The organism is Loktanella sp. IMCC34160 (assembly GCF_004145845.1).
Lineage (GTDB): Bacteria > Pseudomonadota > Alphaproteobacteria > Rhodobacterales > Rhodobacteraceae > SELP01.
In genome coordinates, this window is record NZ_SELP01000005.1 from 226,930 (window position 1) to 249,615 (window position 22,686).

16 protein-coding genes and 1 tRNA gene are annotated in these 22,686 nt (G+C 61.3%); 4 read left to right on the top strand and 13 right to left on the bottom strand.

Features of this window, described 5'->3' with window-relative positions; all coding sequences use genetic code 11:
• Positions 1-5: 5 nt before the first annotated feature.
• The 4 genes from EU803_RS14755 to EU803_RS14770 all read right to left on the bottom strand — a co-directional run bounded on the left by EU803_RS14755 (position 6) and on the right by EU803_RS14770 (position 4,202).
• The gene (locus tag EU803_RS14755; RefSeq protein WP_129684188.1) at positions 6-767 is read right to left on the bottom strand and encodes an ABC transporter permease; all 762 of its coding nucleotides are present in this window, start codon (positions 765-767) and stop codon (positions 6-8) included.
• Entirely contained in the window at positions 764-1,690 is a 927-nt protein-coding gene (locus EU803_RS14760; RefSeq protein ID WP_129684190.1) for an ABC transporter ATP-binding protein, read from the bottom strand. The genes EU803_RS14755 and EU803_RS14760 overlap by 4 nt, the downstream gene beginning before the upstream one ends.
• Positions 1,691-1,793: 103 nt before the next feature.
• Entirely contained in the window at positions 1,794-3,221 is a 1,428-nt protein-coding gene (locus tag EU803_RS14765; protein WP_129684192.1) for a Glu/Leu/Phe/Val dehydrogenase, read from the bottom strand.
• A gap of 102 nt (positions 3,222-3,323) precedes the next feature.
• Entirely contained in the window at positions 3,324-4,202 is an 879-nt protein-coding gene (locus tag EU803_RS14770; protein WP_129684194.1) for a MurR/RpiR family transcriptional regulator, read from the bottom strand.
• 117 nt (positions 4,203-4,319) lie between these two features.
• On the opposite strand from EU803_RS14770, the gene EU803_RS14775 reads away from it, so the two are divergent.
• The 4 genes from EU803_RS14775 (at position 4,320) to EU803_RS14790 (ending at position 10,294) form a co-directional block, all read left to right on the top strand.
• Positions 4,320-5,141 carry a 3-keto-5-aminohexanoate cleavage protein gene (locus tag EU803_RS14775; RefSeq protein WP_165352846.1) on the top strand — a complete coding sequence of 274 codons (822 nt, stop codon included), beginning with the start codon at positions 4,320-4,322 and terminating at the stop codon, positions 5,139-5,141.
• A gap of 147 nt (positions 5,142-5,288) precedes the next feature.
• Positions 5,289-6,413 carry a polysaccharide biosynthesis/export family protein gene (locus EU803_RS14780; RefSeq protein WP_129684198.1) on the top strand — a complete coding sequence of 375 codons (1,125 nt, stop codon included), beginning with the start codon at positions 5,289-5,291 and terminating at the stop codon, positions 6,411-6,413.
• A 203-nt stretch (positions 6,414-6,616) separates the two neighbouring features.
• Positions 6,617-9,262, top strand: a complete 2,646-nt coding sequence (locus EU803_RS14785) for a calcium-binding protein (protein WP_207209210.1) — start codon at positions 6,617-6,619, stop codon at positions 9,260-9,262.
• Between the two features lie 78 nt (positions 9,263-9,340).
• Positions 9,341-10,294, top strand: coding sequence for a glycosyltransferase (locus EU803_RS14790; RefSeq protein WP_129684202.1), 954 nt, complete (start codon positions 9,341-9,343; stop codon positions 10,292-10,294).
• On the opposite strand, the gene EU803_RS14795 is transcribed toward EU803_RS14790, so the two are convergent.
• The 9 genes from EU803_RS14795 to EU803_RS14835 form a co-directional block, all read right to left on the bottom strand.
• Entirely contained in the window at positions 10,291-12,582 is a 2,292-nt protein-coding gene (locus EU803_RS14795) for a glycosyltransferase (protein ID WP_165352848.1), read from the bottom strand. The genes EU803_RS14790 and EU803_RS14795 overlap by 4 nt on opposite strands.
• A gap of 263 nt (positions 12,583-12,845) precedes the next feature.
• On the bottom strand, positions 12,846-14,780 hold the full coding sequence (locus EU803_RS14800) for a nucleoside-diphosphate sugar epimerase/dehydratase (RefSeq protein ID WP_242494383.1): 1,935 nt from the start codon (positions 14,778-14,780) through the stop codon (positions 12,846-12,848).
• 145 nt (positions 14,781-14,925) lie between these two features.
• Complete coding sequence (gene rfbA / locus EU803_RS14805; protein ID WP_129684206.1) at positions 14,926-15,816, bottom strand: glucose-1-phosphate thymidylyltransferase RfbA; 891 nt, start codon at positions 15,814-15,816, stop codon at positions 14,926-14,928.
• Positions 15,813-16,661: a dTDP-4-dehydrorhamnose reductase gene (rfbD, locus tag EU803_RS14810; RefSeq protein WP_129684208.1), complete on the bottom strand. Its 849-nt coding sequence runs from the start codon at positions 16,659-16,661 to the stop codon at positions 15,813-15,815. The genes rfbA and rfbD overlap by 4 nt, the downstream gene beginning before the upstream one ends.
• Entirely contained in the window at positions 16,658-17,698 is a 1,041-nt protein-coding gene (gene rfbB / locus EU803_RS14815) for a dTDP-glucose 4,6-dehydratase (RefSeq protein WP_129684210.1), read from the bottom strand. Before rfbB ends, rfbD begins: the two co-directional genes overlap by 4 nt.
• On the bottom strand, positions 17,695-18,264 hold the full coding sequence (gene rfbC, locus EU803_RS14820) for a dTDP-4-dehydrorhamnose 3,5-epimerase (RefSeq protein WP_129684212.1): 570 nt from the start codon (positions 18,262-18,264) through the stop codon (positions 17,695-17,697). The genes rfbB and rfbC overlap by 4 nt, the downstream gene beginning before the upstream one ends.
• 101 nt (positions 18,265-18,365) lie before the next feature.
• A complete protein-coding gene (locus tag EU803_RS14825) occupies positions 18,366-19,793 on the bottom strand; it encodes a calcium-binding protein (protein WP_129684214.1) in 1,428 nt (475 codons plus the stop codon).
• A gap of 172 nt (positions 19,794-19,965) precedes the next feature.
• On the bottom strand, positions 19,966-21,681 hold the full coding sequence (locus EU803_RS14830) for a calcium-binding protein (protein WP_207209211.1): 1,716 nt from the start codon (positions 21,679-21,681) through the stop codon (positions 19,966-19,968).
• Between the two features lie 883 nt (positions 21,682-22,564).
• Positions 22,565-22,641: transfer RNA gene (locus tag EU803_RS14835), tRNA-Met, on the bottom strand.
• Positions 22,642-22,686 lie beyond the last annotated feature (45 nt).

Sequence of the window (22,686 nt, forward strand, 5' to 3'; positions counted from 1 at the left end):
CGGCGTCATTGCCGGATTCGCCAACCTGTGCGGAAAATCCACCAGATCGCGACAAGGCAAAGCGCCGTGAACCCCGCAATCGCCACAAGGCTGATGCCGACGGGCACATCCGCCTGTTCGAAGAAGGACCAGCGGAACCCGGAAATCAGGTAGTGGACCGGATTGAACAGGGTCACCGTCTGCCAGAAGGGCGGCAGCATGGAGGTCGAATAGAAACTGCCCCCCAGGAACACCAGCGGCGTGATGATCAGCATCGGGATCAGGTTCAATTGCTCAAAATTCCCGGCCCAGATGCCGATGATGAACCCGAGAAGCGAAAAACTGAGGCAGGTCAGCACAAGGAAGGCCAGCATCGCGGTTGGATGGGCAATGGAGACGTCCACGAAGAAGAACGAAGTTAGCAGGATCACCACCCCGATCACCAGCGCCTTGGTCGCCGCCGCGCCGACATAGCCCGCCGTCACCTCGAGGAAGTTTACGGGCGCTGACAGGATTTCGTAGATCGAGCCGGTGAACTTCGGGAAATATATCCCGAACGACGCGTTGGACGTGGCCTGTGTCATCACCGAAAGCATGATCAGCCCCGGCACGATGAAGGCCCCATATCCCACGCCTTCGACCTCGTTTATGCGGCTGCCGATGGCGGCCCCGAAGACGACGAAGTACAGCGAGGTGGACACCACCGGCGACAGGATGGATTGCCGGAATGTGCGGAAGAACCGCGCCATTTCGAACAGATAGATGGACCGAACGGCACCGAAATTCATGCGTCTTCCTTCACCAGCCCGACGAAAATCTCTTCGAGGCTGCTTTGTTTCGTGGACAGGTCCGCCATCTGCAGCCCGGCCTTTTGCAGGTCGGACAACAGGGTCGTGATCCCGGTCCGTTCGGCCCGCGTGTCGTAGGCATAGACAAGATGGGTGCCGTCTTTGGACAGGGTCAGATCGTAGGCAGACAGGGTGTCGGGGATTGCCGCGGCAGGGTCGGACAGCTGAATGGTCAGTTCCTTGCGGCCCATCCGGGCCATCAACGCGGCCTTTTCTTCGACCAGAAGGATCTCGCCCTTGTTGATCACGGCCACGCGGTCGGCGATGGCCTCGGCCTCTTCGATGTAGTGGGTGGTCAGGATGATGGTCACGCCCTGCGACCGAAGATGCTCCACGACTGCCCACATATCCTTGCGCAATTCCACATCGACCCCGGCGGTCGGTTCGTCGAGGAACAGAATGCGCGGCTCGTGGGCCAGCGCCTTGGCGATCAGGACACGCCGTTTCATGCCGCCCGACAGGGCCATGATCTTGCTGTCCTTCTTGTCCAGAAGGGACAACCGCGCCAGCACGTCATCGACAAAACCCTGATTGCGGGGCCGCCCGAACAGCCCGCGCGAAAAGGACACCGAGGCATTGACCGTTTCAAAGGCTTCCAGGCTGAGTTCCTGTGGCACCAGTCCGATCAGGTCGCGCGCCTTTCGATAATCCCGCACCACATCATGCCCGGCGACAAGAACCTGCCCCGAGGTCGGCATCGTGATCCCGCAGATGGCGGAAATGAGGGTCGTCTTGCCCGCCCCGTTTGGCCCAAGAAGGGCGATGATTTCGCCTTCGTTAATCTCGAGATTGACGCCTTTGAGCGCCTCAAAGCCCGAGTCATAGGTCTTGCGCAGGTCGGCGACCTTCACGATTGGCGGCATGTCATTCCCCGTTGGTTCGCGGCACAGTAGTGCAGCGACCGAGGAGAGGAAAGGGGCCGCTCCGATGTGGTAGCGGCCCCTTTTGATGTTGCGTTTGAAGGGGTCAGAGACCCTTGGCGCGGTAGCTTCCGGCGACCCGTCCGATCGCGACCAGATAGGCCGCGGTGCGCAGGTCGGCCACGTCGCTGCGCCCGTGCCAGACATCGCGCATGGACTGGTAGGCGGTGCGCATCGTGTCATCCAGCCCGGACCGGACCAGTTCTAACTCGCCCGCGCCACGCAGGTATTCCGACTTGAACCGTTCCGACAGGGCGCCCATGCCCTTCTCGACGCTCAGCCGCTCCAGTTCGTCAATGATCAGCTGCGCCCGCGCCTCTTCCGACCGGCGCTGCATCCGGCCGAACCGGATGTGCGACAGGTTCTTGACCCATTCGAAATAGGACACGGTCACGCCGCCCGCGTTGGCATACATGTCCGGAATGATCACGACGCCTTTCTTCTGAAGCACCTCATCCGCCCCGGCGGTGATCGGGCCGTTTGCGGCCTCTATGATCAGCTTGGCCTTGATCCGCTTTGCGTTCGACAGGTTGATCACCCCCTCCATCGCGGCGGGGATCAGGATATCGCATTCCGCCTCGAGCACGTCGGACCCGTCTTCGTGGTGCCGCGCGTCGGGATAGCCGGCGATGCCGCCGTGCTTGTTCATCCATTCCCGGACCGCTTCGACGTTGATACCGCTTTCATCATGCAGCGCGCCGTCGCGTTCGATGATCCCGGTGATCAGTGCGCCGTCTTCCTCGGACAGGAATTTGGCGGCGTGATAGCCGACGTTGCCGAGGCCCTGAACGATAACGCGCTTGCCATCAAGCTTGCCGGACATCCCGGCCTTGTCGATGTCCGTCTTGTCACGGAAGAACTCGCGCAGGGCATATTGCACGCCGCGGCCTGTCGCCTCTGTCCGGCCCTGGATGCCGCCCTGGTTGATCGGCTTGCCGGTCACGCAGGCACGCCCGTTGATGTCGGTCGTGTTCATCCGCATGTATTGGTCCGCGATCCACGCCATTTCCCGTTCGCCGGTTCCCATGTCGGGTGCCGGGACGTTTTGCGATGGGTGGATCAGGTCGCGCTTGGCCAGCTCATAGGCAAACCGGCGGGTGATCTGTTCCAGTTCATGTTCTTCGTATTCGCGGGGATCGATGCACAGCCCGCCCTTGGACCCGCCGAACGGCGCTTCGACCAGCGCGCATTTGTAGGTCATCAGCGCGGCCAGCGCCTCCACCTCGTCCTGATTGACGCTGGTGGCATAGCGGATACCGCCCTTGACCGGCTCCATATGTTCCGAATGGACCGACCGGTAGCCGGTGAAGGTCTGGATGCCGCCGCGCAGGCGCACCCCGAACCGCACCGTATAGGTGGCGTTGCAGACCCGGATCTTTTCTTCAAGTCCGGGGGACAGATCCATCAGGGCAACCGCCCTGTTGAACATGATGTCGACGCTTTCGCGAAAACTGGGTTCCTTGTGCCGTGCCATTGCCGGGCCCTTTCGTGGAGGAGTGTGGCGGAATGAAAATTGCCGGACGGGCGGAGCCTATCCAGAACTTGGTTAACAACCGATGTGCATCCGCCGTGCCCATCAGCCTGTCCAAAATTCGCCAAACTGGCGATTACGCTTTTCCACGTCCCGGATTCGCGCCAGCGTATCGTCCGGGGATCGCGCAACCAGCGTCGCCACAATTGATTCAATCAAAACCATCGTGGCCGCGTAGGAGGAAAAGAACTGCGGCGACTCGGACGGGACGATGAAGCCGACGGTCGCGTGTTTCAGAACGGGGCAGGCGTAGTCGTCCGTGATGACGATCACACTTGCGCCCGCGTCGGCAGCCATTTCCGCGGCGACAACGGCCCGCCGGGCGTAGGGCTGTTTGGTGATCAGGAACAACACATCGTCCGGCCCCTGCCCCGCCAATGCGGCCCCAACGGATTCTCCGCGCCGCCCGGCAAGCATCCAGTTCGAGGTGAAATAGCTTGCCAGATAGGCAAGGTATTCGACACTCCCCGATGCTCCGAAGGCCCCGAACAGAACGACATTGCGCGCCTTCAACAGAAGGTTCACCGCGGCGTCTATCCTGTCTTTCGGGTTCAGTTCCCGCATCTCGGTGATATTGGCGATACAGGCGGCGGCCTGACGTCCAAGGATCGTGCCCTTGGTTTCACCGTCCGCGCGCAGCCGCTGCGCCTTTTCCCCCGCGCCCCCGATCTGCCGTTCAACCGCGCCACGGGTCAGTTCGCGCATGTCTTCGTAGCTTTCAAAGCCCAGCGCCCGGGCCAGCCGCGACAGGGTCGCTGGCGACACCCCGGTCCCGGCCGAGATCGACCGAAGCGACCGGGTGGCAATGTCCACCGGGTTGCGCAGGACGACATCCGCCGCCTCGCGCAGCTTCTCCGACAGGTCGCTGTAGTGCGCGGCGATGATCTCTTCGATCGTGGCAGGGTGGGTCTGGTGCTTTGTCATGGTTGAACGCTGTCACTCGTTTCAACTATTGTCAACGGCTGAAACATGTGTTTCAAGACATATCAGGCGATCGCAAAGAATCGCCGCGTCAACAGTGATAGGTTGGAGGAAGCGCGTTTGGCTGCGAACGATCCGCTACGCATCATGGTCGCCCCCACCGGGGCCTTGCGGTCCAAACGGGACCACGCCGCCCTTCCGATGACGCCGGGCGACATCGCACGAACCGCCGCCGATTGTCAGGCTGTGGGCGCGTCAGACCTGCACCTTCACGTGCGCGATGCGAACGGAAACCATTCCCTTGACGCTGGGCTGATCCAGGAATGCATGGCCGAGGTTGCGGCGTTGGCCCCCGGTCTACGCATTCAGCTTTCGACCGACTCGGCCGGGTATTTCGAAGTGACCGCCCAATTGCGCGTTCTTCAGAGGGTCGTGCCAGAGGCGGCGAGCCTCAACATCCGCGAAATGGCGCGTGACGAGGCGATTGCGTCCCGGCTCTACCGCTTTGCGGAGGCGGCAGAGATCACCGTCCAACATATCCTTTATGGCCCGGAAGATCTGCGGCTTCTGCAGGATTGGCGGGCGCGGGGCATCGTGCCGGACTCTCAATCCAGCATCCTGTGCGTTACGGGCCGCGCGTCGCCGTTCCTTGCCGGTCGCCCCGAGGAATTGGGCCGGATCGCATCCGCCCTTCGCGGATGGGGCGGGGAATGGATGGTGTCCTGCCACGGGCAACACGAACTTGCGGTCGCGGTTCGGGCCATCGGTATTGGTGGCCATGTTCGGGTTGGCTTTGAAAACAACCTGCAACGACCGGACGGGACCCTTGCCGCCGACAACGCGGAACAGGTCGCGGCGGTTGCGCTTGCCGCGCACCGTGCGGGCCGCCCGTTGTTCCGCGCACCAACCCGACAGGATGCGCAGCGGCGCGCAGCAGGCTAGGCCGGGCTTCGCCAAGGGCCTGCGAAGGCTTGCCACCGCACCACGGACTTGCGAAAACAGATCTGAAGTCGCCGCCAAGGGGGGAGGCGACAGGGGCAGGTCGTGCCGTGCTGCGCGCACGGCCTCTCCGCGCGAAGGTCTCCGAGAATGCCGTCATTGGTTCGTTTCATTGTGTTCGTGGCCATTTTGTCCGGCCTGTCGGCCTGTGCGACCCTGCCCCGTGGGGCGGGCCTGCAAAGCGAGGTTCTCGCCACATCCAGCGATGCGCAATCTGAACCAACCGGGTATGCGGTGGCCCCGGTGACCCGCGACCTCTTGGCTGTTTATGACGCCTGGCCCGGGGACGACGCACAGCGCAACAATTGGATCGGCCGCGTGCAACAACCGGCAAACCGGATCATTGCGCCGGGCGACACTCTGCAGATCGTCGTCTGGAACGCCGAGGATAGCGGCCTGTTAAATGCGCCCGGACAACGGCAGGTGACCCTGCCCGACATGCGGGTATCCCCCAGCGGAGAGATCTTCCTGCCGTTTGTCGGCACATTGCGGGTGGCAGGCATGAGCCCCGAACGCGCCCGGGCCCGGGTCGAGGAAAAATATGTCGAGGTTTCCCCCTCGGCGCAGGTGCAAATCAACCTGATCGAGGGGCGGCAAAGCACCGTCAGCCTGATCGGCGGGGTCGGCGCGCCGGGCGTCTATCCCCTGCCCGACACGGATTTCACCGTGATGGGCCTGATCGCGCAGGGCGGCGGTGTCGCGTCCGGGCTGACCAATCCGCAAATCCGCCTGCACCGCGATGGCCGCATTTTTGGCACCTCTGTTGCCCGGATGCTCGACAATCCTTCGCTGGATACGACGCTGGTCGGGGGCGACAAGGTTTATGTGGAAGGTGACGACAGGTATTTCCTGTCGCTTGGCGCGGCTGGGTCCGAGGCGATCCATCCTTTCCCCAAAGACAGCGTTTCGGCCCTTGATGCGCTGTCGATGATCGGCGGTGTTTCAGACACCCGCGCGAACCCGCAAGGCATTCTGATTCTTCGGGAATATGCCCAGTCCACGGTCCGCACGAATGGGCAAAGCGGGCCGCCCGATGCGCGCATGGTTTTCATCGTCGACCTGACCAGCGCCGACGGGCTGTTCAGCGCCGGACGGTTCCCGGTGCAGTCGGGCGATCTGATCTATGTCACCGAAAGCCCGGTGACGGCGGCACAGACCGTGTTTGGCCTGATCGGCAGCGTGTTCGGCCTCGCCAATCAGGTCAGCTCCAACTAACCAGCCTCACCCTGATCGACAGCGCCGCGGCCTCTTAACGGGGCCGCGATCCTTGCGAATTTTCGCAAAGCGCCACGGGTCTGCCACAATGCTCTGACCCGCCATTAACCCCCACCTGCGCACCCTGACCCCGGGTGAAAAAAGAAGTGGGTGGTCGTCACATGTTCCAACATGTGCAGACTCTTTCGGGTATTGATGATCCGATGGTCCTCGCGGTGGCCGATCTGGCCGCTGCGATGTCCGCAGACGGGCGGCCGGTTGTCTGGACGACAACCCGCGGCGGCGATGCGGGCGCGGCCGCTTTCGTTCTCAACCCCGATGGCACCCTGACCCAGATCGACGCGATTGCCCTTTCTGGCACGACCAGCGCCGGGGCGGTTCCATCACTTGCCAATATCTCTGTCGCTGGGTCGAACCTTGCCATGATCGCGGGCACCGGCTCGGGCTCTGGTCTGCTGCTGTACGAGGTCGATGCCGATGGTGGTCTGGGGGCGGCGGTTGACCTGGCCGGCACCGCAACCTTGCCTGAGGGAACCGTGGCCCTTGCCACGGCCGAAGTCGGTGGCGCGGTCTGCCTGTTCGTGCTTGAGCCGGGCGCCCAGAGCCCAACGGTCCTGCTGTTGGAGGAGAACCCGCCAGCCGGCCTGCGAATCTCGCAGGCTGTCACGGGCAATCGCGAATTTCTTGACGGTGGCGCGCCCGCGCCCGGCCTGACCGCCATGGCCATGACCATGATTGGCGGGCAGCAAATCCTTCTGGCCGCCGGGGTCGGAGAGACCTCGATCCAAAGTTACCTAGTCGGACCGAATGGCGCCCTGACAGAGGTCGCCAGCGAAGCGGTATTCGACGGGCCGGGGATCGGCGATCCCTCGGTCGTCGAGATGGTCATTGTCGATGGAACGACCTACGCGCTGATCGCCGGGGCCACCAGCGGCACGTTGAGCCTTTATCAGGTCAATGCGGATGGCACATTTGCTCTGACCGATCATGTCATCGACGACCTTGGAACCCGGTTCGGGGGGACGACCGCACTGGCCACCCACACGATCGACGGGCGGACCTTCGCCGTTGCCGCGGGCAATGACATGGGGCTGTCGCTGTTCGAAATTCTGCCGGGCGGCATGATCATCCACCACGGGTCTATCGAAGACACGGTCGATATGGCCCTGACCGAAATCACGGCGCTGACGCTCACCTCTGTCGACGGGGCCTTGCAGATCATCGCGGCAGGCGGCGGGACGCAGGGGCTGACTTGGCTTTCCGTCGATCTGGGCGGGCTTGGTGTCTCCAACACGGGCAGCGCGAACAGCGAAACGCTCTTGGGAACGCCAGAGGCGGACCTGCTGTCCGCCATTGGTGGCAACGACTACCTGTACGGCGGGGCAGGCAACGATGTGTTGCAGGACGGATCGGGCGTCGACCGGCTGACCGGTGGGGCCGGGGCGGATGTCTTTGTGTTCGGCTGGGACGGCGGGACCGACATGATCCTTGATTTCGATCCTGCGGAGGATCGGATCGATCTGTCTCACTGGCCCTTTCTGCGCAACCTTGGGCAATTGGCCTTTCATTCCCGCAGCTTTGGCGCGGTGATCACCTACGGCGACGAACACCTTGTCATCTACACCGCCGACGGGTCACCGCTGACGTCCGAGCAACTGGCCGCCGTCGTTGATTTCGGGCCCGCCCACTATCACCCGAACTGGCTGTCTTTCTTCGACATCGAACCCGACCCACAGCCGCCGTTCGACCCGACCCTCTATGGCACCACGGGTGCGGACACGATCATCGGTGGGGTCGGCGTCGACCATCTGGACGGGCTGGGGGGTAACGACAGCATTCAGGGAAAGGCCGGGGCGGATGCCATACAGGGAGGCGATGGGCATGACATCTTGGCCGGGAATGCGGGCAGCGACCTGATCCTGGGTGGGCCCGGTCATGACACGATCGAGGGCGGCATCGGTTGGGATGACATCTTTGGTGGCGCGGGAAACGACGTCATCAACGGCAACAACGGGCTCGACACGCTGCACGGTGATTTGGGCGACGATGTGCTTTTTGGGAACTTCGGGTCGGATACGCTTTTCGGCGGAGATGGCAACGACAGCGTCGAAGGCGGGAAGGGGGCGGACCTGATCTATGGGGGCGCGGGCAATGACATTCTGTCGGGCAGTGAAGGCTTTGACACCCTCTATGGCGACGCTGGGAACGACAGCCTTTTCGGCAACGCAGGAAGCGACGAACTGTTCGGCGGCGAGGGTGACGACCTTTTCGAAGGCGGCATCGGGGCCGATACGCTTTGGGGAGAGGCAGGGGACGATATACTGAGCGGCGGTTCAGGTAGCGACCGCCTGTTTGGAGGAGACGGTGCGGACATTGTCGAAGGCAACGCGGGGCACGACCTGGTTGATGGCGGAGCCGGCAACGATCTTCTATATGGAGGAACCCAATGGGACACGATCTTCGGCGGCATCGGGGATGATTTTCTTTCCGGCGGCACCGGCAAGGACAGCCTGTTTGGCGGCTCGGGACACGACGAGCTTCGTGGGGGCAGAGGAGACGACACCCTTGCTGGCGGCGATGGCGACGACGTCCTGGTCGGGGACGATGGCGCCGATACATTCATCTTCGAGGACGGCGGCGACCATATCCTCGATTTCGAAGACAACCGCGACACGATCCTGTTTGATGCGACGCTCTGGGGTGGTGGGACCCTGACGCCACAACAGATCCTCAGCTTTGCGTCCGTCGGTCTGGAGGGTGTGGTCTTCGACTTCGGTGCAGGCGGAACTCTGACGCTTGATGGCATCACGTCCCTGAATATCCTCATCGACGATATCGGTTTGATGTAGGCGACGGGATTGCGTCTTGGACAGGCGCCGGACATAACCATTGGATCGACCCCCGGCCAAGACCAAGGATGGGCATTCGTGACTGACCCTGACATTCTCGTCCTGATGGCGACCTGCAATGGCGCGGCCCGGATCGACAGGCAACTTGACTCTTTGGCCCGTCAGACTGTCCCGTCATGGAACCTGCGGATAGGAGATGATGGATCGACGGATGAAACGATTCCGCGGATTCAGGCTTTCGCTGACCACCATCCCGGACGGGTCGAGAAGATCTCGACGCCCCCAGACCGTGGAATCCCCGCCGGCATCGGACGCGCTGCGCAAAATTTCCTGACGCTTCTTGTCGATAGCCGGGACCGACCCGAAGCGATGATCGCCCTGTGCGATCAGGACGACCACTGGTACCCTGACAAACTGGCGCGGGCTGTCGCCGCGCTGTCAGATCAGGATGGACCCGCCGTCTATGCCAGCAGTTTCCGGCCAACGGACGACAGGTTGCGCCCCCTTGGACGGCCAGCGGTATTCCCCGCCGGCCCATCCTTCGCGAATGCACTGGTCCAAGGCATCTTGTGCGGCAATACAATCGTTGCCAACCCCGCTGCCGCCGCCCTGTTGCGTCAGGCGGCACAAGGCGCAATCGAGGCGGCAGTTCCAAGCCATGACTGGTGGATTTACCAGATTGCTTCCGGGGCCGGGGCGAAGATCATCGTCGATCCGAAACCAGCACTGGATTACGTGCAACACGGCGACAATCTGATCGGCGTGCATCGCGGACTCGCCACACGTATTGCGCGAAAGCGCCTGCTTCAGAACGGCACCTATCGCGACTGGTTGAGTGCGAACGAAACGGCCCTTCTTAAGGCCGCAGACATTCTGACCCCCACTGCGCGCAAGACGGCAGTGGCCTTTGGAGACGCGCGACGGTCATCGCCCCGCATCACCGCTGCTGCGATCCGCGATCTTGGCCTGCATCGTCAAACGCGTGCAGGGACGATGGCCCTTTGGCTCGCTGCGCGCAGGGGTTGGCTCTAGCTGAGAATGGCGTCGGCAAGCCGGGACGCGAGTTCCCCGACAGGTCCGAATTCGACCGGACGGCCGTTGTCTGCCTTGGCGACCGCCGCGCCCTGCGCACCGATGGCAAAGGCGTAAACCGGCAACCCGGTGGCGAGTGCCTCATGCGTGGTATAGGAAAATGTCTCGGGCCAGATGGACGGCACCAGCCAGCCGGTTATCCCGTAGCGTTGCACCAGATCGGGGAGGTCTTGTACTTCGTACTGACCGTGGACTTTTACCCTAGATGGGATCGCAAAACTGGGATCCACATTTCCAATAACGACAAGCCGCACATCCTGAGCGGCGAGCACGGCACTCAGCGGCGCAATCAGACCTGCCCCCTTCTGCAAACCGATATTGCCAATCACGGCGATCGTCCGACCCTTGGGTTCCGGCCGCTCGATCCTTGGGACCGGATGGCGCAGTGCGTGGGGTCGGCAGTGAATCTTGTCGGCGATTTCTGGCCAGACCGCCGCGACGTGCCGTGTACTGTCATCGGAAAAGGTGACGATCTCAGTGGCGGCTTCCATGACCCGCCCCCAGCCGCCCTGCCAATCAAGCAACGATATGGTCTTGCCAGACGCGTCCTTGGTGGCATGGGCCGGATCGGTCGAGGAGGCACCAAGTGGCGTGCCCCGGTACGCCCCGTCCGAATCCAGCAGGTTGTAGGAGGGCGATATGGGAAAAAAATCGTGAAACAGGATTTGGAGTTCGTCCTGTTCGCGGCTGACCAGCCCCAGCAGGAAGGTCGGGATATCCACCGGCGACGGGTCCCCGACCGCGCAGTTATATACGACCTTGCGCCGAGGAAGCAGAGCGATCGCGCGGGTCACAAAGGCAAGATCGTTGGTGGCAATCGCGGTCTTTGCCGCGCCTGACCAAAGTTCGATCTGGACCCGGTGGGGCCCACCGACGCGCAAGACGACGGCAGCGCCATCTTGGGCGATCCGATCCTGAAGATAGTATTCGGCACCACCCCCCATCCAATGGGCAACATAGACAGAAACCGGAAGGGTCGCATCGCGCCCGATCCACCCCAGCGCGACCAACAACCGAGCCGTCGACAAGGGGTCGTTCTGTATGAAGCTTTGCACCTCGGCATCGTAGGTTGGATAGCGGTCCTGGATGATCCGGTGATTTGCTGCGACCAATCCGGCCTTGGCCTCTGCGCCAAAGCTTTCGCCGCCGACGTGGCCGACAAAGAGGTCCGGAGCCACAACGTGGATACCCCCCATCGAACGGGCCCGCTGGCACCAATCGACCTCTTCGCCGTAGCCGCGACCAAAGACATCATCAAGGCTCGGAATCCGGGCGAGCCACGACGCGCTGATCGCCATGCAAAACCCGACCCCGGTTGGCACCTCAAGCAATGCCGCCTGCCCATCAACGGACCGCGCGACGGCATCAATCTCATCAACTTGCGCCGAGGTTACGGTGTTTCTCTGGCAAATGATCGGAACCGTGAAGATCTCGGCATCATTGGAAAATGGCGTGACGGTGGCGACGGATGCCGCGGCCCCGAAAGGGGCAAGCAGGCGGCTGGCCCAGCCAGCAGGAACAAGGGCGTCGGAATTGACAAGTATCGCATGGCCGCCGCGCTCCACCGCCCGCGCAAGCCCCTTGTTGACGCTTCCAATGAACCCGCGGTTCTTGCGGTTTTCGATCAACTCCACCCGCCCCGTCCAGTCCGGCGGCACGGTTTCAAGCCAGCCTCTGAGGAATGGAAGAACGCGAGGATCGGTCGATTTATCCTCGATCACCAGAAGTTGGGCTTCGACGTCGGTGTGCGCGATCAACCGGTTCAGCGTATCGGGCAAGAGATCGAAGGCATTGTAAACCGGAACGACGATGGTCACCGGGCCCGGTTCCCGTGGCACAGCCGGGCGCGACGCCTTTGGCAGGAATTCGACCCGCGCTAGCTGCGATGGCAGATGGCCGGAGAGCCCGAGATATTCCTTGATCGCCGCCTTGTGTCGCGGGTCGCGCGTCAACAGCCAGAGCACCCCCGATGGGCTTGCCCGAATGACATCCGCAAGGAAGCGAAGCAGAAGGGCCGCACCAGGACGACGCGGCAGCAGAAGAGGAACCGGATCGGTATCTGGCCCTAGTTCAAGCCCGGGAGCGCCGGGATGATACATCAGCCCCCCAAGACCATTGATCGTAAGATCGAACCCGACGCGGGCATCACCGCCCCGATGGCGGGCTACATCTTCGCGAAGAAGGCGCGGCGCCATTTCAACCGCAGTGCCGAGATATCGAAGCGACACCTTGCCTACGGTGGACCATCCGGCAACGCGCAAGCGCCCATTGTGAAAGGTGATGACATCGACGTAGCCAATCGGTGTCCCGTCACGTGACCACAGGGGAAACGGCCGTCCACGCAGCACGTCGTGGTGGAGTCGATACCTGCGGAACAATGACAGCACCCGCCCGAACACGATCCCTCCCCGAGTCTTTGCGCGGGTTACCGTTAACCGAGTAAATGCGGGGTTCCAACTGCTAACGGGACGTCCGGAGGACGGAACCTGACCTAATTGCCGATATCAATGCGGTCTGCCAAGGCCGTCGCCGACCGGGCCACGCCTTCTTTTGGCGCCGGATATTCGCGCGTCAACCACCGGTCGACAGCCTTGACCACGATCTCGGTCTCGCCCCGCTCTGCCGCTTTGGAGATCGTCCTGATCAGCGACACAAGCTCCAGTTCCGATATCGGTGGCTCGAGGACTCTGATGATCTTTTCATGAGGGGTCTTGTCGATGTGAACGTCAACCAGAAGGTCTTCGTGCAGCTTCTCACCCGCCCGCAGACCAACCACCTCGATCTCGATATCTCCGTCGGGGTTCGCCGCGTCGCGCACCGAATACCCGGCATGTTCGATCATCTGCCGCGCAAGATCGTGGATCCGGATCGGCTCTCCCATGTCGAGCACGAAGATATCGCCGCCCTCGGAATAATTCGCCGCCAAGAGGACAAGGCGGGCGGCCTCGGACACAGTCATGAAATAGCGGGTCACGTCTTGATGGGTCAGGGTCAGCGGCCCCCCGCGCGAAATCTGCTCTTCGAACAGCGGAATAACCGATCCCGACGACCCGAGAACGTTGCCAAAGCGAACGATCGAGAACCTTGTCGACTTGTTCTTGGCGGACAAATCTTGAACGACATTTTCCGCCAGTCTCTTGCTCGCGCCCATGATACTCTTGGGCCGCACCGCCTTGTCCGTCGAGACGAGGACGAAATGCGCAACGCCCTCTTCTACAGCCGTTTCGGCCACCACCTTGGTTCCAAGAACATTGTTGACCAGCCCAGCAATCGGGTTTTCCTCGACCATCGGGACATGCTTGTAGGCCGCGGCGTGGAGGATCACCCCGACCTTGTGGTCCCGGATCGCGCGGGCCACGCCAACCGGATCTGTCACCGTTCCAAGAACCGATACGATCTCGGTCTCGATCATCGCAGCAAGGTCGGTCATTTCCCGACCGATCTGGTAGAGGGCGGCCTCGCTCACGTCGAACAACACAAGTTTCTTCGGGTTGCACAGAAGCAGCTGGCGGCAGAGTTCGGCCCCGATCGACCCCCCGGCCCCGGTGATCATGATCACGTTGCCATGGTAGATGGCGCACAAGGCCCCGGCGTCGGCATTGTTCAGCCCGTCGCGCTTCAGATAGGCCGAGGGGTCAAGCGCTTCGATCTTGTCAAGGATCGGGCCGTTACCCACCAATGCCGCGAAAGACGGCAAGATACGAACATCGCACCCCAGTGCGCCCAACCGGCGGGCAATGCGTGTTTGTTTGGCCCTGCTTATCGAAGGCATGGCAAGAACCACGCGGCTGATGCCGCGTTCCTTGATGATGCTTTCAATCCGAACCGGCGGGTAGACCGCAAGCCCGGCGATCATCATGCCGTGAAGCGTGGGGTTATCGTCCACGAAGGCAACAGGAACCACATCCGGATCATGCTGAAGTGCCGTGACCAGCTGAACGCCGGTTTGGCCGGCGCCATAAATCAGCACCTTGGTCCGGATCTGGCCCCGCATGTTGATGGCATTCAGTATCTCACGCATCAAAAGCCGGGTCGAAACAACCCCGATCGTGAGGATCATGGTAAAGACGATGATCGTCCTTGCGGTCAGCCCATCGCCACCAAGAACAGATGAATAGGCGCCGGTTGTCGCGCCGACCAACGCCGAGAAGATGATGGTCCGCAAGATCGCCTGCCGTTCAAATGCGTTCAGCTTGATCCTCGGAAGTTCAAGGGCCAGCGAATAGACCGCCCCCGAGAACAGCGCGGCAAGCAACAGCGGCGAAAGCCCCTCTCCAGCTATCGGCCCGGTGGCATCTGACATTTCTCCGGTCAGAAACAGGGCAGACAGAAAAGCGGCCGGAATCAACAACATATCGATCAAAAGCAGGATCAGTTGCTTTTGCCAACGTTCGAGGTCCGCAAGTTTCTCGTTCAGCCGTATCACGAAGTCACCACCATCCCGTACGCGGGCCTTATCTGGGCCCAATGCGCACTCTTAACCAACAAACAACCACACCAGAACCAATCCGGCAACTTATAGTTGCATTCGTCGCCCGCGGCAGCGCCATTCTGCCCGGACGACCAACGCTTCATTCTCCGTGCCCCTTGCCACTCGCCAACCCGCCGAGATAGGCGCCGTATCCGTTTTTGCCGAACCGTGCGGCCCGGGCGGTCAGGTCCTCGCGGCTGATCCAGCCCATGTCGAAGGCGACCTCGTCGGGGCTTCCGGTTTGCAGCCCCTGCCGGTCCTGCAGCGTCCGCACGAAGTTTCCCGCGTCCAGCAGGCTCGCGTGGGTCCCGGTGTCGAGCCAGGCATAGCCGCGCCCCATCCGCTGCACATCCAGCGCCCCCTCCGCCAGGTAACTTTCCAGAAGCGTCGTGATCTCCAGCTCGCCCCGGGCCGAGGGCCGGACCCGCGCCGCCCGTTCCGGCGCCGTGCCGTCAAGGAAATAGAGCCCGGTGACCGCGTAATTCGACGGCGGCACCGCGGGTTTTTCGATGATCGAGGTCACCGTCCCGGCGCCGTCGAAGGCCACCACACCATAGCGTTCCGGGTCCGCCACGCGGTAGCCAAAGACCGTCGCCGCGGCGGCGCTCTGGTCGGCGGCGGCAAGGATCCTGGGCAGCCCGTGGCCAAAAAAGATGTTATCCCCCAAGACCATGGCCGAGGGCGCGCCATCCAGAAACGCCGCCGCCAGCAGGTAAGCCTGGGCCAGCCCGTCGGGCGAGGGCTGTTCGATATAGGTCAGCGAAATGCCCCATTGGCTGCCATCCCCAAGGGTCCGGCGAAACTGGTCCTGATCCTGCGGCGTGGTGATCACCGCGATGTCGCGAATGCCCGCCAGCATCAGCACCGAGAGCGGGTAATAGACCATCGGCTTGTCATAAATCGGCAAAAGCTGCTTCGACACGCCTTGAGTGATCGGATACAATCGCGTGCCAGACCCGCCAGCAAGGATGATGCCCTTGCGAGCTGTCATGCTGACACCCCGAGGTCGCGAAGGACCTCTGCCAGCCCAGCCTGCCAGTCGGGGCGGCCGATCCCGAAGGCCGTCACAAACGAAGTGCAATCCATGCGGGAATTCGACGGGCGCCGGGCGGGGGTCGGGAAGTCGCTACTGGGAATATCGGCCACGTCGACCGCCCGGCCAGACTGTCGAAAGATTTCACGCGCGAAGTCGGCCCAAGAGACATCGGGCGCACCAGAGAAATGATAGGTGCCGCTGGTGTCGCCGTCGAGCTTGCCCGTAATCGCGATGCAGGCCGCCGCGATATCCCGCGCTGGCGTTGGCCCGCCCAGTTGATCTGCCACGACGGTCAGCCTGTCGCGCGTTTCGGACAGGCGCAGCATGGTTTTCACGAAGTTCGCCCCATGCGCGGAAAAGACCCATGACGTGCGCAGGATGGCGTGAACGGCACCCGACGCCCGCACCCTTTCCTCACCCCGCAGTTTGGACCGCCCATAGGCGTTCAAGGGCTTCGTCGCATCCTCCGGCCGCCACGCGGCCGTGCCATCGCCGGGAAAAACGTAGTCGGTGGAAATGTGCACCAGCGGGATACCCAGATCGGCACAGGCCCCGGCGATGGCGCCGGGCGCGTCGCCGTTGATCACGGTTGCAAGGTCTTCTTCCTGTTCCGCCCGATCCACGGCGGTGTAGGCGGCCGCGTTGATCACCGCTGTCGGGCGATGGGTCAGGACTGCATCGGCACACTCGTCGGGGTTGGACAGATCAGCCTGATCGCGACCAAGGAAAATGGCGTCCGGGGCCAGCCGCGAAAGCTCTGTCGCGACCTGACCCGATTTGCCGAAGACCAGCAGGGTCATCCCTTGACCCCAAGCCGTTCGCCGACGCCTTCGCGGTCTTGCAGTGCGCGCCACCAGTCTTCGTTGTCGAGATACCAGTCGACCGTCCGCTCCAGCCCCAGTTCCAGCGTCACCGATGGGCGCCAACCCAGTTCATCTCGAATGCGGGTCGGGTCGATCGCATAGCGCAGATCGTGGCCGGGCCGGTCGGTCACAAAGGTGATCTGGTCGGCATAGGGCGTTTCCTTGGGCCGCTTACGATCAAGGATCGCGCAGATGGTGCGGACGATGTCGATGTTCTTCGCCTCGTTTTTGCCGCCGATATTGTAGGACCGGCCAAGCGCCCCGCGTTGCAGGACGGTCAGAAGCGCATCGGCGTGATCTTCGACGAACAGCCAGTCCCGCACGTTTTCACCCTTGCCGTAGACGGGGATCGGTTTGCCCGCCAGCGCGTTCAGGATCACCACGGGGATGAGTTTTTCAGGGAAATGGAAAGGCCCGTAGTTGTTCGAACAATTGGTCAGGACAACAGGCAGCCCATAGGTTTCATGCCACGCCCGGACAAGGTGATCCGACCCCGCCTTGGAGGCCGAATAGGGGCTGCGCGGGTCATAGGGGGTGTCTTCGGTGAATTGCCCGCTATCCCCCAGCGACCCATAGACCTCATCGGTCGAGATGTGGTGGAACCTGAAGCCCTCGCGTCGTCCCGCATTGATCCAATAGGCCCGCGCCGCCTCCAGCAGGTGGAAGGTGCCAAGGATGTTCGTTTCGATGAAGGTGCCGGGGCCGTCGATGGAGCGATCCACATGGCTTTCAGCGGCCAGATGCATGACCGCGTCGGGCTGGTGGGTGTCGAACACCCGGTCCAGCGCGGCCCGGTCCCGGATATCGACATGTTCGAAGGCATAGGACGGGCTGTCCGCCACGCTTGCCACATTGTCGAGGCAGGCGGCATAGGTCAGTGCGTCAAGGTTGACGACCTCGTGCCCTGCGCCAATCGCCTGCCGCACGACAGCCGACCCGATGAAACCCGCGCCGCCGGTTACGATGATCTTCATACCGCACCCTCCCAGACGAACGGGCTATCAAGGTCGGCCAGAGCGGGCGCGACGGCGTCCTTGTCCGACAGGATCGGGGTTACCCCGCCAAGCGCCCAGTCGATGCCGACGGCGGGGTCATCCCAACGCACCGCGCCCTCGCAGTCCGGAGCGTAATAGTCGGAGCATTTATAAATGATTTCGGTGTCCGGCGCGCGGGTGACAAAACCGTGGGCGAACCCTTCAGGGACCAGCAGCTGTTTGCCGTTCTCAAAGCTGAGTTCGACGCCAAACCATTGCCCATAGGTCGGCGATCCTTTGCGGATGTCGACGGCCACGTCGAACAGGCACCCCTTGCCGCAGCGTACCAGTTTGGCCTGCGCGTGGGGCGGTGTCTGGAAATGCAGCCCGCGGACCGTGCCGATCTTGGCGGACAGGGAATGGTTGTCCTGAACGAAAACCGTGTCTACCCCGGCTTCGGCCATCGCCCGCGCGCTGTAGGATTCAGAGAAGAACCCGCGATTGTCGCCAAACCTTTTCGGGGTGAGGACAAGCAGCCCTGCAATCGGTGTCTGTTCTATCTCCACTGGCACCGAACCTTCCTGACATCATATTCCGGGGGGGTGATTATCACCCCCCCGCCAAACTGTCATGGAGTTATTGCACGCAAGCTTCCCCGGAAACTGGCTTAGCAGTTTTCACAAGGGAGGATACCAGCTGTGTCAAGCAACAGATTGGGATCGCTCAATCCGACAATCGTCAAAACCAAACCGCCTCCGAAGTCGAGAATTACATCATCCCCAACCGTCGATGCATAATCGAGGATAAGGGTGCTGGCACCTCCCCAAAAATGACCGATCGAAGGACCATAGAAGTAGATAAAGTCTTCATCGACGTTGAAGTCGGAGAGGACGTTATTGCCGGTAGGAACGTAGAAAATAAAGGTGTCAGCACCCGCACCTCCGTAGAGGGTGTCATCACCATAACCACCCTGTAAAAAATCCGCGCCGGTGCCTCCATAGAGAGTGTCGTTGCCGTCACCGCCATAAACCGAGTCCTTGTCTGCGTTCCCGTACAAGGCGTCGTTGCCGCCATCGCCATAGATATGGTCGTTGCCGGCGCCGCCAAAGACAGTGTCGTTCTCGCCGCCGGTACCAGTACCAATTAAGAAGTCGCCATTCAGGTTGTCGTTACCAAGCCCACCGTACAAAAGGTCTTCACCGCCCTCGCCCAAGATGGTGTCCCCATCGGCATTTCCATGCAAGATGTCGTTGTCGTCGCCGCCATACAGAATGTCAGCGCCCGATCCGCCAAACAGTGTGTCGTGATCGGCGCCACCATCAAGGTGATCGTTGGCTACGCCGCCGTACAGAAAATCGTCGCCTTCGTCGCCGAAGACGGAATCGTTGTCTGCTCCGCCATAGAGAACGTCGTTTCCGGCATCGCCCTCCAGAAAGTCATCCCCGCCCTGTCCGTAAAGACGGTCTTCGCCGCCCCCGCCGAAAAGCGTGTCCAGAGCGAGGCCGCCGTAGACTACGTCATTTCCGGCACCGCCAAGGATATCGTCCCAGTCAGCATTTCCATAAAGCGTGTCATCCCCGGCGCCACCGGACAGATAGTCAGACCCCGCGCCACCAAAAAGAGTGTCGTTGTCTGCTCCACCAAAAAGGTTGTCGAAGTCCACGCCGCCGTAGAGGACATCTTCGCCTTCAGTGCCAGCAACGTCATCGGCATCACCTCCTCCATAGAGGTGATCGTTTCCCGAACCGCCGACTACGTAATCGAAGCCACCTTGCCCAAAGACGGTATCGTCACCATCATCGCCGCCTAATAGGAAGTCGTCATCCAAGCCACCGTAGACGATGTCATTTCCGTCCCCACCATAGAGGACGTCCAACCCGGCATTTCCGTTCAGGGTATCGTTTCCATTGCCACCATAAAGGAAGTCCCATCCTGGACCTCCGTACAGGAGGTCTTCGCCACCATAGCTATAGACGGTGTCGTCGCCAAAGCCGCCATAGATGGTTTCATCTTCGTCATTGCCCCGAACCAGCCGGGCGCTTTGGGACGTTCCGGAACCCGTTTCGTCGCCGGGTGTCATCAGGGTGAATGTCATTTGCCCATGAAACGGGGCTTTTGGGGTTTGCACTGGCACTCAATTGTCCTCGTAAAAAACTAATCGTAGAGACTAATAGGACAATCAGGCGTTGCAATGAAAATGTCGGGACGAGATGTCACCGATACGGGACCTGCCGGGCAAGACGACCTGCCCGGCACATCAATCGATCCTAGATATAGACGATTTCATCCACCAAAAGGTTCGCGTCAATCAGGTTGTTGATCGTCAGCACATTGCCGTTCCCAAAGTCGAGAACGACGTGGTTTCCGACTGTAGTGGCGTAGTTCAGGATGTCATTGCCGTCCGGAACCGCCTCAACCAACAGGGAGGCACTGATATAGATCGTGTCCGCGAACCGGTTGTAGTCGGTGATGACGTCAGAGCCCGAGTCGAAGATGAACACATCTTCGCCGGTTCCGCCAAACAGCGTGTCGTCGCCTTCATTGCCCGACAGCGTATCGTTGCCGCCGCCACCGTTGACGAGGTCGTTCCCACTTCCGCCGTAGAGGGTGTCGCGCCCGCCCTGCCCATAGACCGAGTCGTCGTCAAGACCACCAAACAGCATGTCGTGGCTGATGCCGCCCCGGATGATATCATCACCCGCGTCACCAAACACCGTATCGGTTCCGGCGTTCCCGTTCAGGTCGTCGTTGCCTGAGCCACCATAGATGGTGTCGGCGCCGGCCTTGCCTTCGATGCTGTCGTTGCCCGCATCGCCGTGGATAAGGTCCGGGTTCTTGCCGCCGTTGATGTAGTCGTTCCCGTCGCCGCCATACAATGTGTCACGACCGTTGTTGCCATAGATCGTGTCATCGCCCTGGTCGCCGTACAGCACGTCGTAGCCGTCCATACCTTCGATCAGGTCATTGCCGATGCCGCCGTGGATCTCGTCCCAACCGATACCGCCGTTGACTGAATCGTCGCCGTCGCGCGCGTCAAAGTAGTCACTGCCCGCCAGCAGGGAGACGGCATCGGCGCCGCCGGTCCCGGTCAGGCTGTCAAATCCGGGCGTGCCGGTGACGATATTGAAGGCGTCCGCCGCCATCAGGTTCGCGATGGTATCGATTTCCGCGATGACGCTTGCACTTGTGCCGACGCCGATATTCTCGAACTCTTCGACGATGACCTGATTGCTGAGGTTGCCGGTTTCCCGGATGGCGATCTGGCCACCGCCAAGGTCGACAAATTCAACTGCAAACAGAAAATCTGCCAGCGTCGTGTAGTCGGTAAAGACGATCGTATCGGTGCCGTCACCGCCATTGGCAAATTCCGACGACGTTTCGCTCAGAAGGCTTTCAGCCACCACATCATTGCCGGCCCCGCCATAGATGGAGTCGTTGCCGCCATTGCCCTCGAAGACATCGTTGTCGTTGCCACCGTAAAGGTAGTCGGTCCCCAGTCCGCCGATCAGGGTATCGTCCCCATCCTCACCAAGGATGGTATCGTTGCCAGCCCCGCCAGAAAGCGAGTTGTTGCCCTCGTTGCCGGTGATGTGGTCGGCTGCGTTGCCGCCAATCGCGTTCTCGATCATCACGCCGTTGGCAATCGTGAAACCGCCGACGATACCATCCGCGTAGGACACAAAGCCCCCCGCATTTGGCGCATCCTCAGCAAGCGGAGCGTCGTTGAGGTTGATGACGGCGGCATTGGTGCCGCCTGCATGGCTGATCGTATCGATCCCGGCAGTGTCCCAGATACAGGACCAGAAGGTCCCGGACCCGTTGGCATCCGGGAGGACATAGGTATCGCTGCCCGACGCATAGGTCGTGTTGGCGCCATAGATCGCTTGAATCGCCGCGATATCGAGCGCCATCGGGGTGGCTTGCCAGCCATAGGTGCCGTCACTGGATGTTATTTCCACTGGCCAACCGTCATTGTAGGTCATCGTCGTCCAGATGCCTTGATTCAGGTTATAGTCGCCATAGTCATCAAAAGGAGCAGATACGCCTGGGAAGGTAGTTCGTTCGTGCGGATGGTCCAGACCAAGTCCGTGGCCAATTTCGTGTAAGAGCGTAATGAAATCGTATCCGCCGGGCAGAAGAGTTAGGGGATCCGTCCAGAAATCGGTGTTGTACGCGCCATAATTTGGTTCAAGGCTTTGTGGCAAGTCATGCCAGCCAAGTATCCCTGAGCCAAGCCCATCATCATCGCCTAACCATTCCCATATATCTGCGGCCGCACCGTTCGTCGTTGCGACAAAATCAATGTTTGCCACGGCCTCCCAAGCAGCGAACGCTGCTTCAATCGCGTCGGTCCAGGCCGGCGTCCAATCGTATGTAGCGCCCGCACCAAACGGGTCACCTGCATCCGAGGAACCAGCGAGGTAATAGGTGATTGTCACAGTACCACCCGCATCGTCCCAAGCGGTCCCGTAAATCAAAGCATCAAGCCAAGGATCACTCCCTGCATAATTATATGATACCGCGAAAGCCGTTCCTGCCATGCCCTTGTTCCTTAATTCCAGTTCGGACCTGAGCCCGGACTTTTAATCACCTAAGTCCTCCCGAACCTTTCGTTCAGGATACTATGCACTCTCATCGCCTGCAGCTTCTTGCGCCGAAGCTTGTCGATGTTGACCCGGGCAGGTTCCCAAGCCCTAGCAGACATAGACGATTTCCAGATTCTGAGGCAAGCGAACAGGACCAAGGTCGGCGGGAAATGCCGAGGCCGGGGCGCGGGGGCAGTGTCCCCAGTGTTTCCTTGATAGGTAGAAACGCAAACGCCGCCCCGGAGGGCGGCATTCAAGCGTTTGACAACGCAGCAATCTTTGGTTGCGGGGGTAGGATTTGAACCTACGACCTTCAGGTTATGAGCCTGACGAGCTACCGGGCTGCTCCACCCCGCGGTGCTTGAGGATTTGATCGATTAGAGAGAGATTTATGATGTTCTT

Excerpts from the sequence above, each read along its gene's own strand:
- EU803_RS14765 (WP_129684192.1), bottom strand. The coding sequence starts at position 3,221 with ATGGCACGGCACAAGGAACCCAGTTTTCGCGAAAGCGTCGACATCATG.
- rfbD (WP_129684208.1), bottom strand. The coding sequence starts at position 16,661 with ATGACCCTGCTGGTCTTCGGCAAATCGGGTCAGGTCGCGACAGAGCTT.
- EU803_RS14780 (WP_129684198.1), top strand. The coding sequence starts at position 5,289 with ATGCCGTCATTGGTTCGTTTCATTGTGTTCGTGGCCATTTTGTCCGGC.
- EU803_RS14760 (WP_129684190.1), bottom strand. The coding sequence starts at position 1,690 with ATGCCGCCAATCGTGAAGGTCGCCGACCTGCGCAAGACCTATGACTCG.
- EU803_RS14825 (WP_129684214.1), bottom strand. The coding sequence starts at position 19,793 with ATGACATTCACCCTGATGACACCCGGCGACGAAACGGGTTCCGGAACG.
- EU803_RS14770 (WP_129684194.1), bottom strand. The coding sequence starts at position 4,202 with ATGACAAAGCACCAGACCCACCCTGCCACGATCGAAGAGATCATCGCC.
- EU803_RS14755 (WP_129684188.1), bottom strand. The coding sequence starts at position 767 with ATGAATTTCGGTGCCGTTCGGTCCATCTATCTGTTCGAAATGGCGCGG.
- EU803_RS14785 (WP_207209210.1), top strand. The coding sequence starts at position 6,617 with ATGGTCCTCGCGGTGGCCGATCTGGCCGCTGCGATGTCCGCAGACGGG.
- rfbB (WP_129684210.1), bottom strand. The coding sequence starts at position 17,698 with ATGAAGATCATCGTAACCGGCGGCGCGGGTTTCATCGGGTCGGCTGTC.
- EU803_RS14830 (WP_207209211.1), bottom strand. The coding sequence starts at position 21,681 with ATGACCTACAATGACGGTTGGCCAGTGGAAATAACATCCAGTGACGGC.
- rfbA (WP_129684206.1), bottom strand. The coding sequence starts at position 15,816 with ATGACAGCTCGCAAGGGCATCATCCTTGCTGGCGGGTCTGGCACGCGA.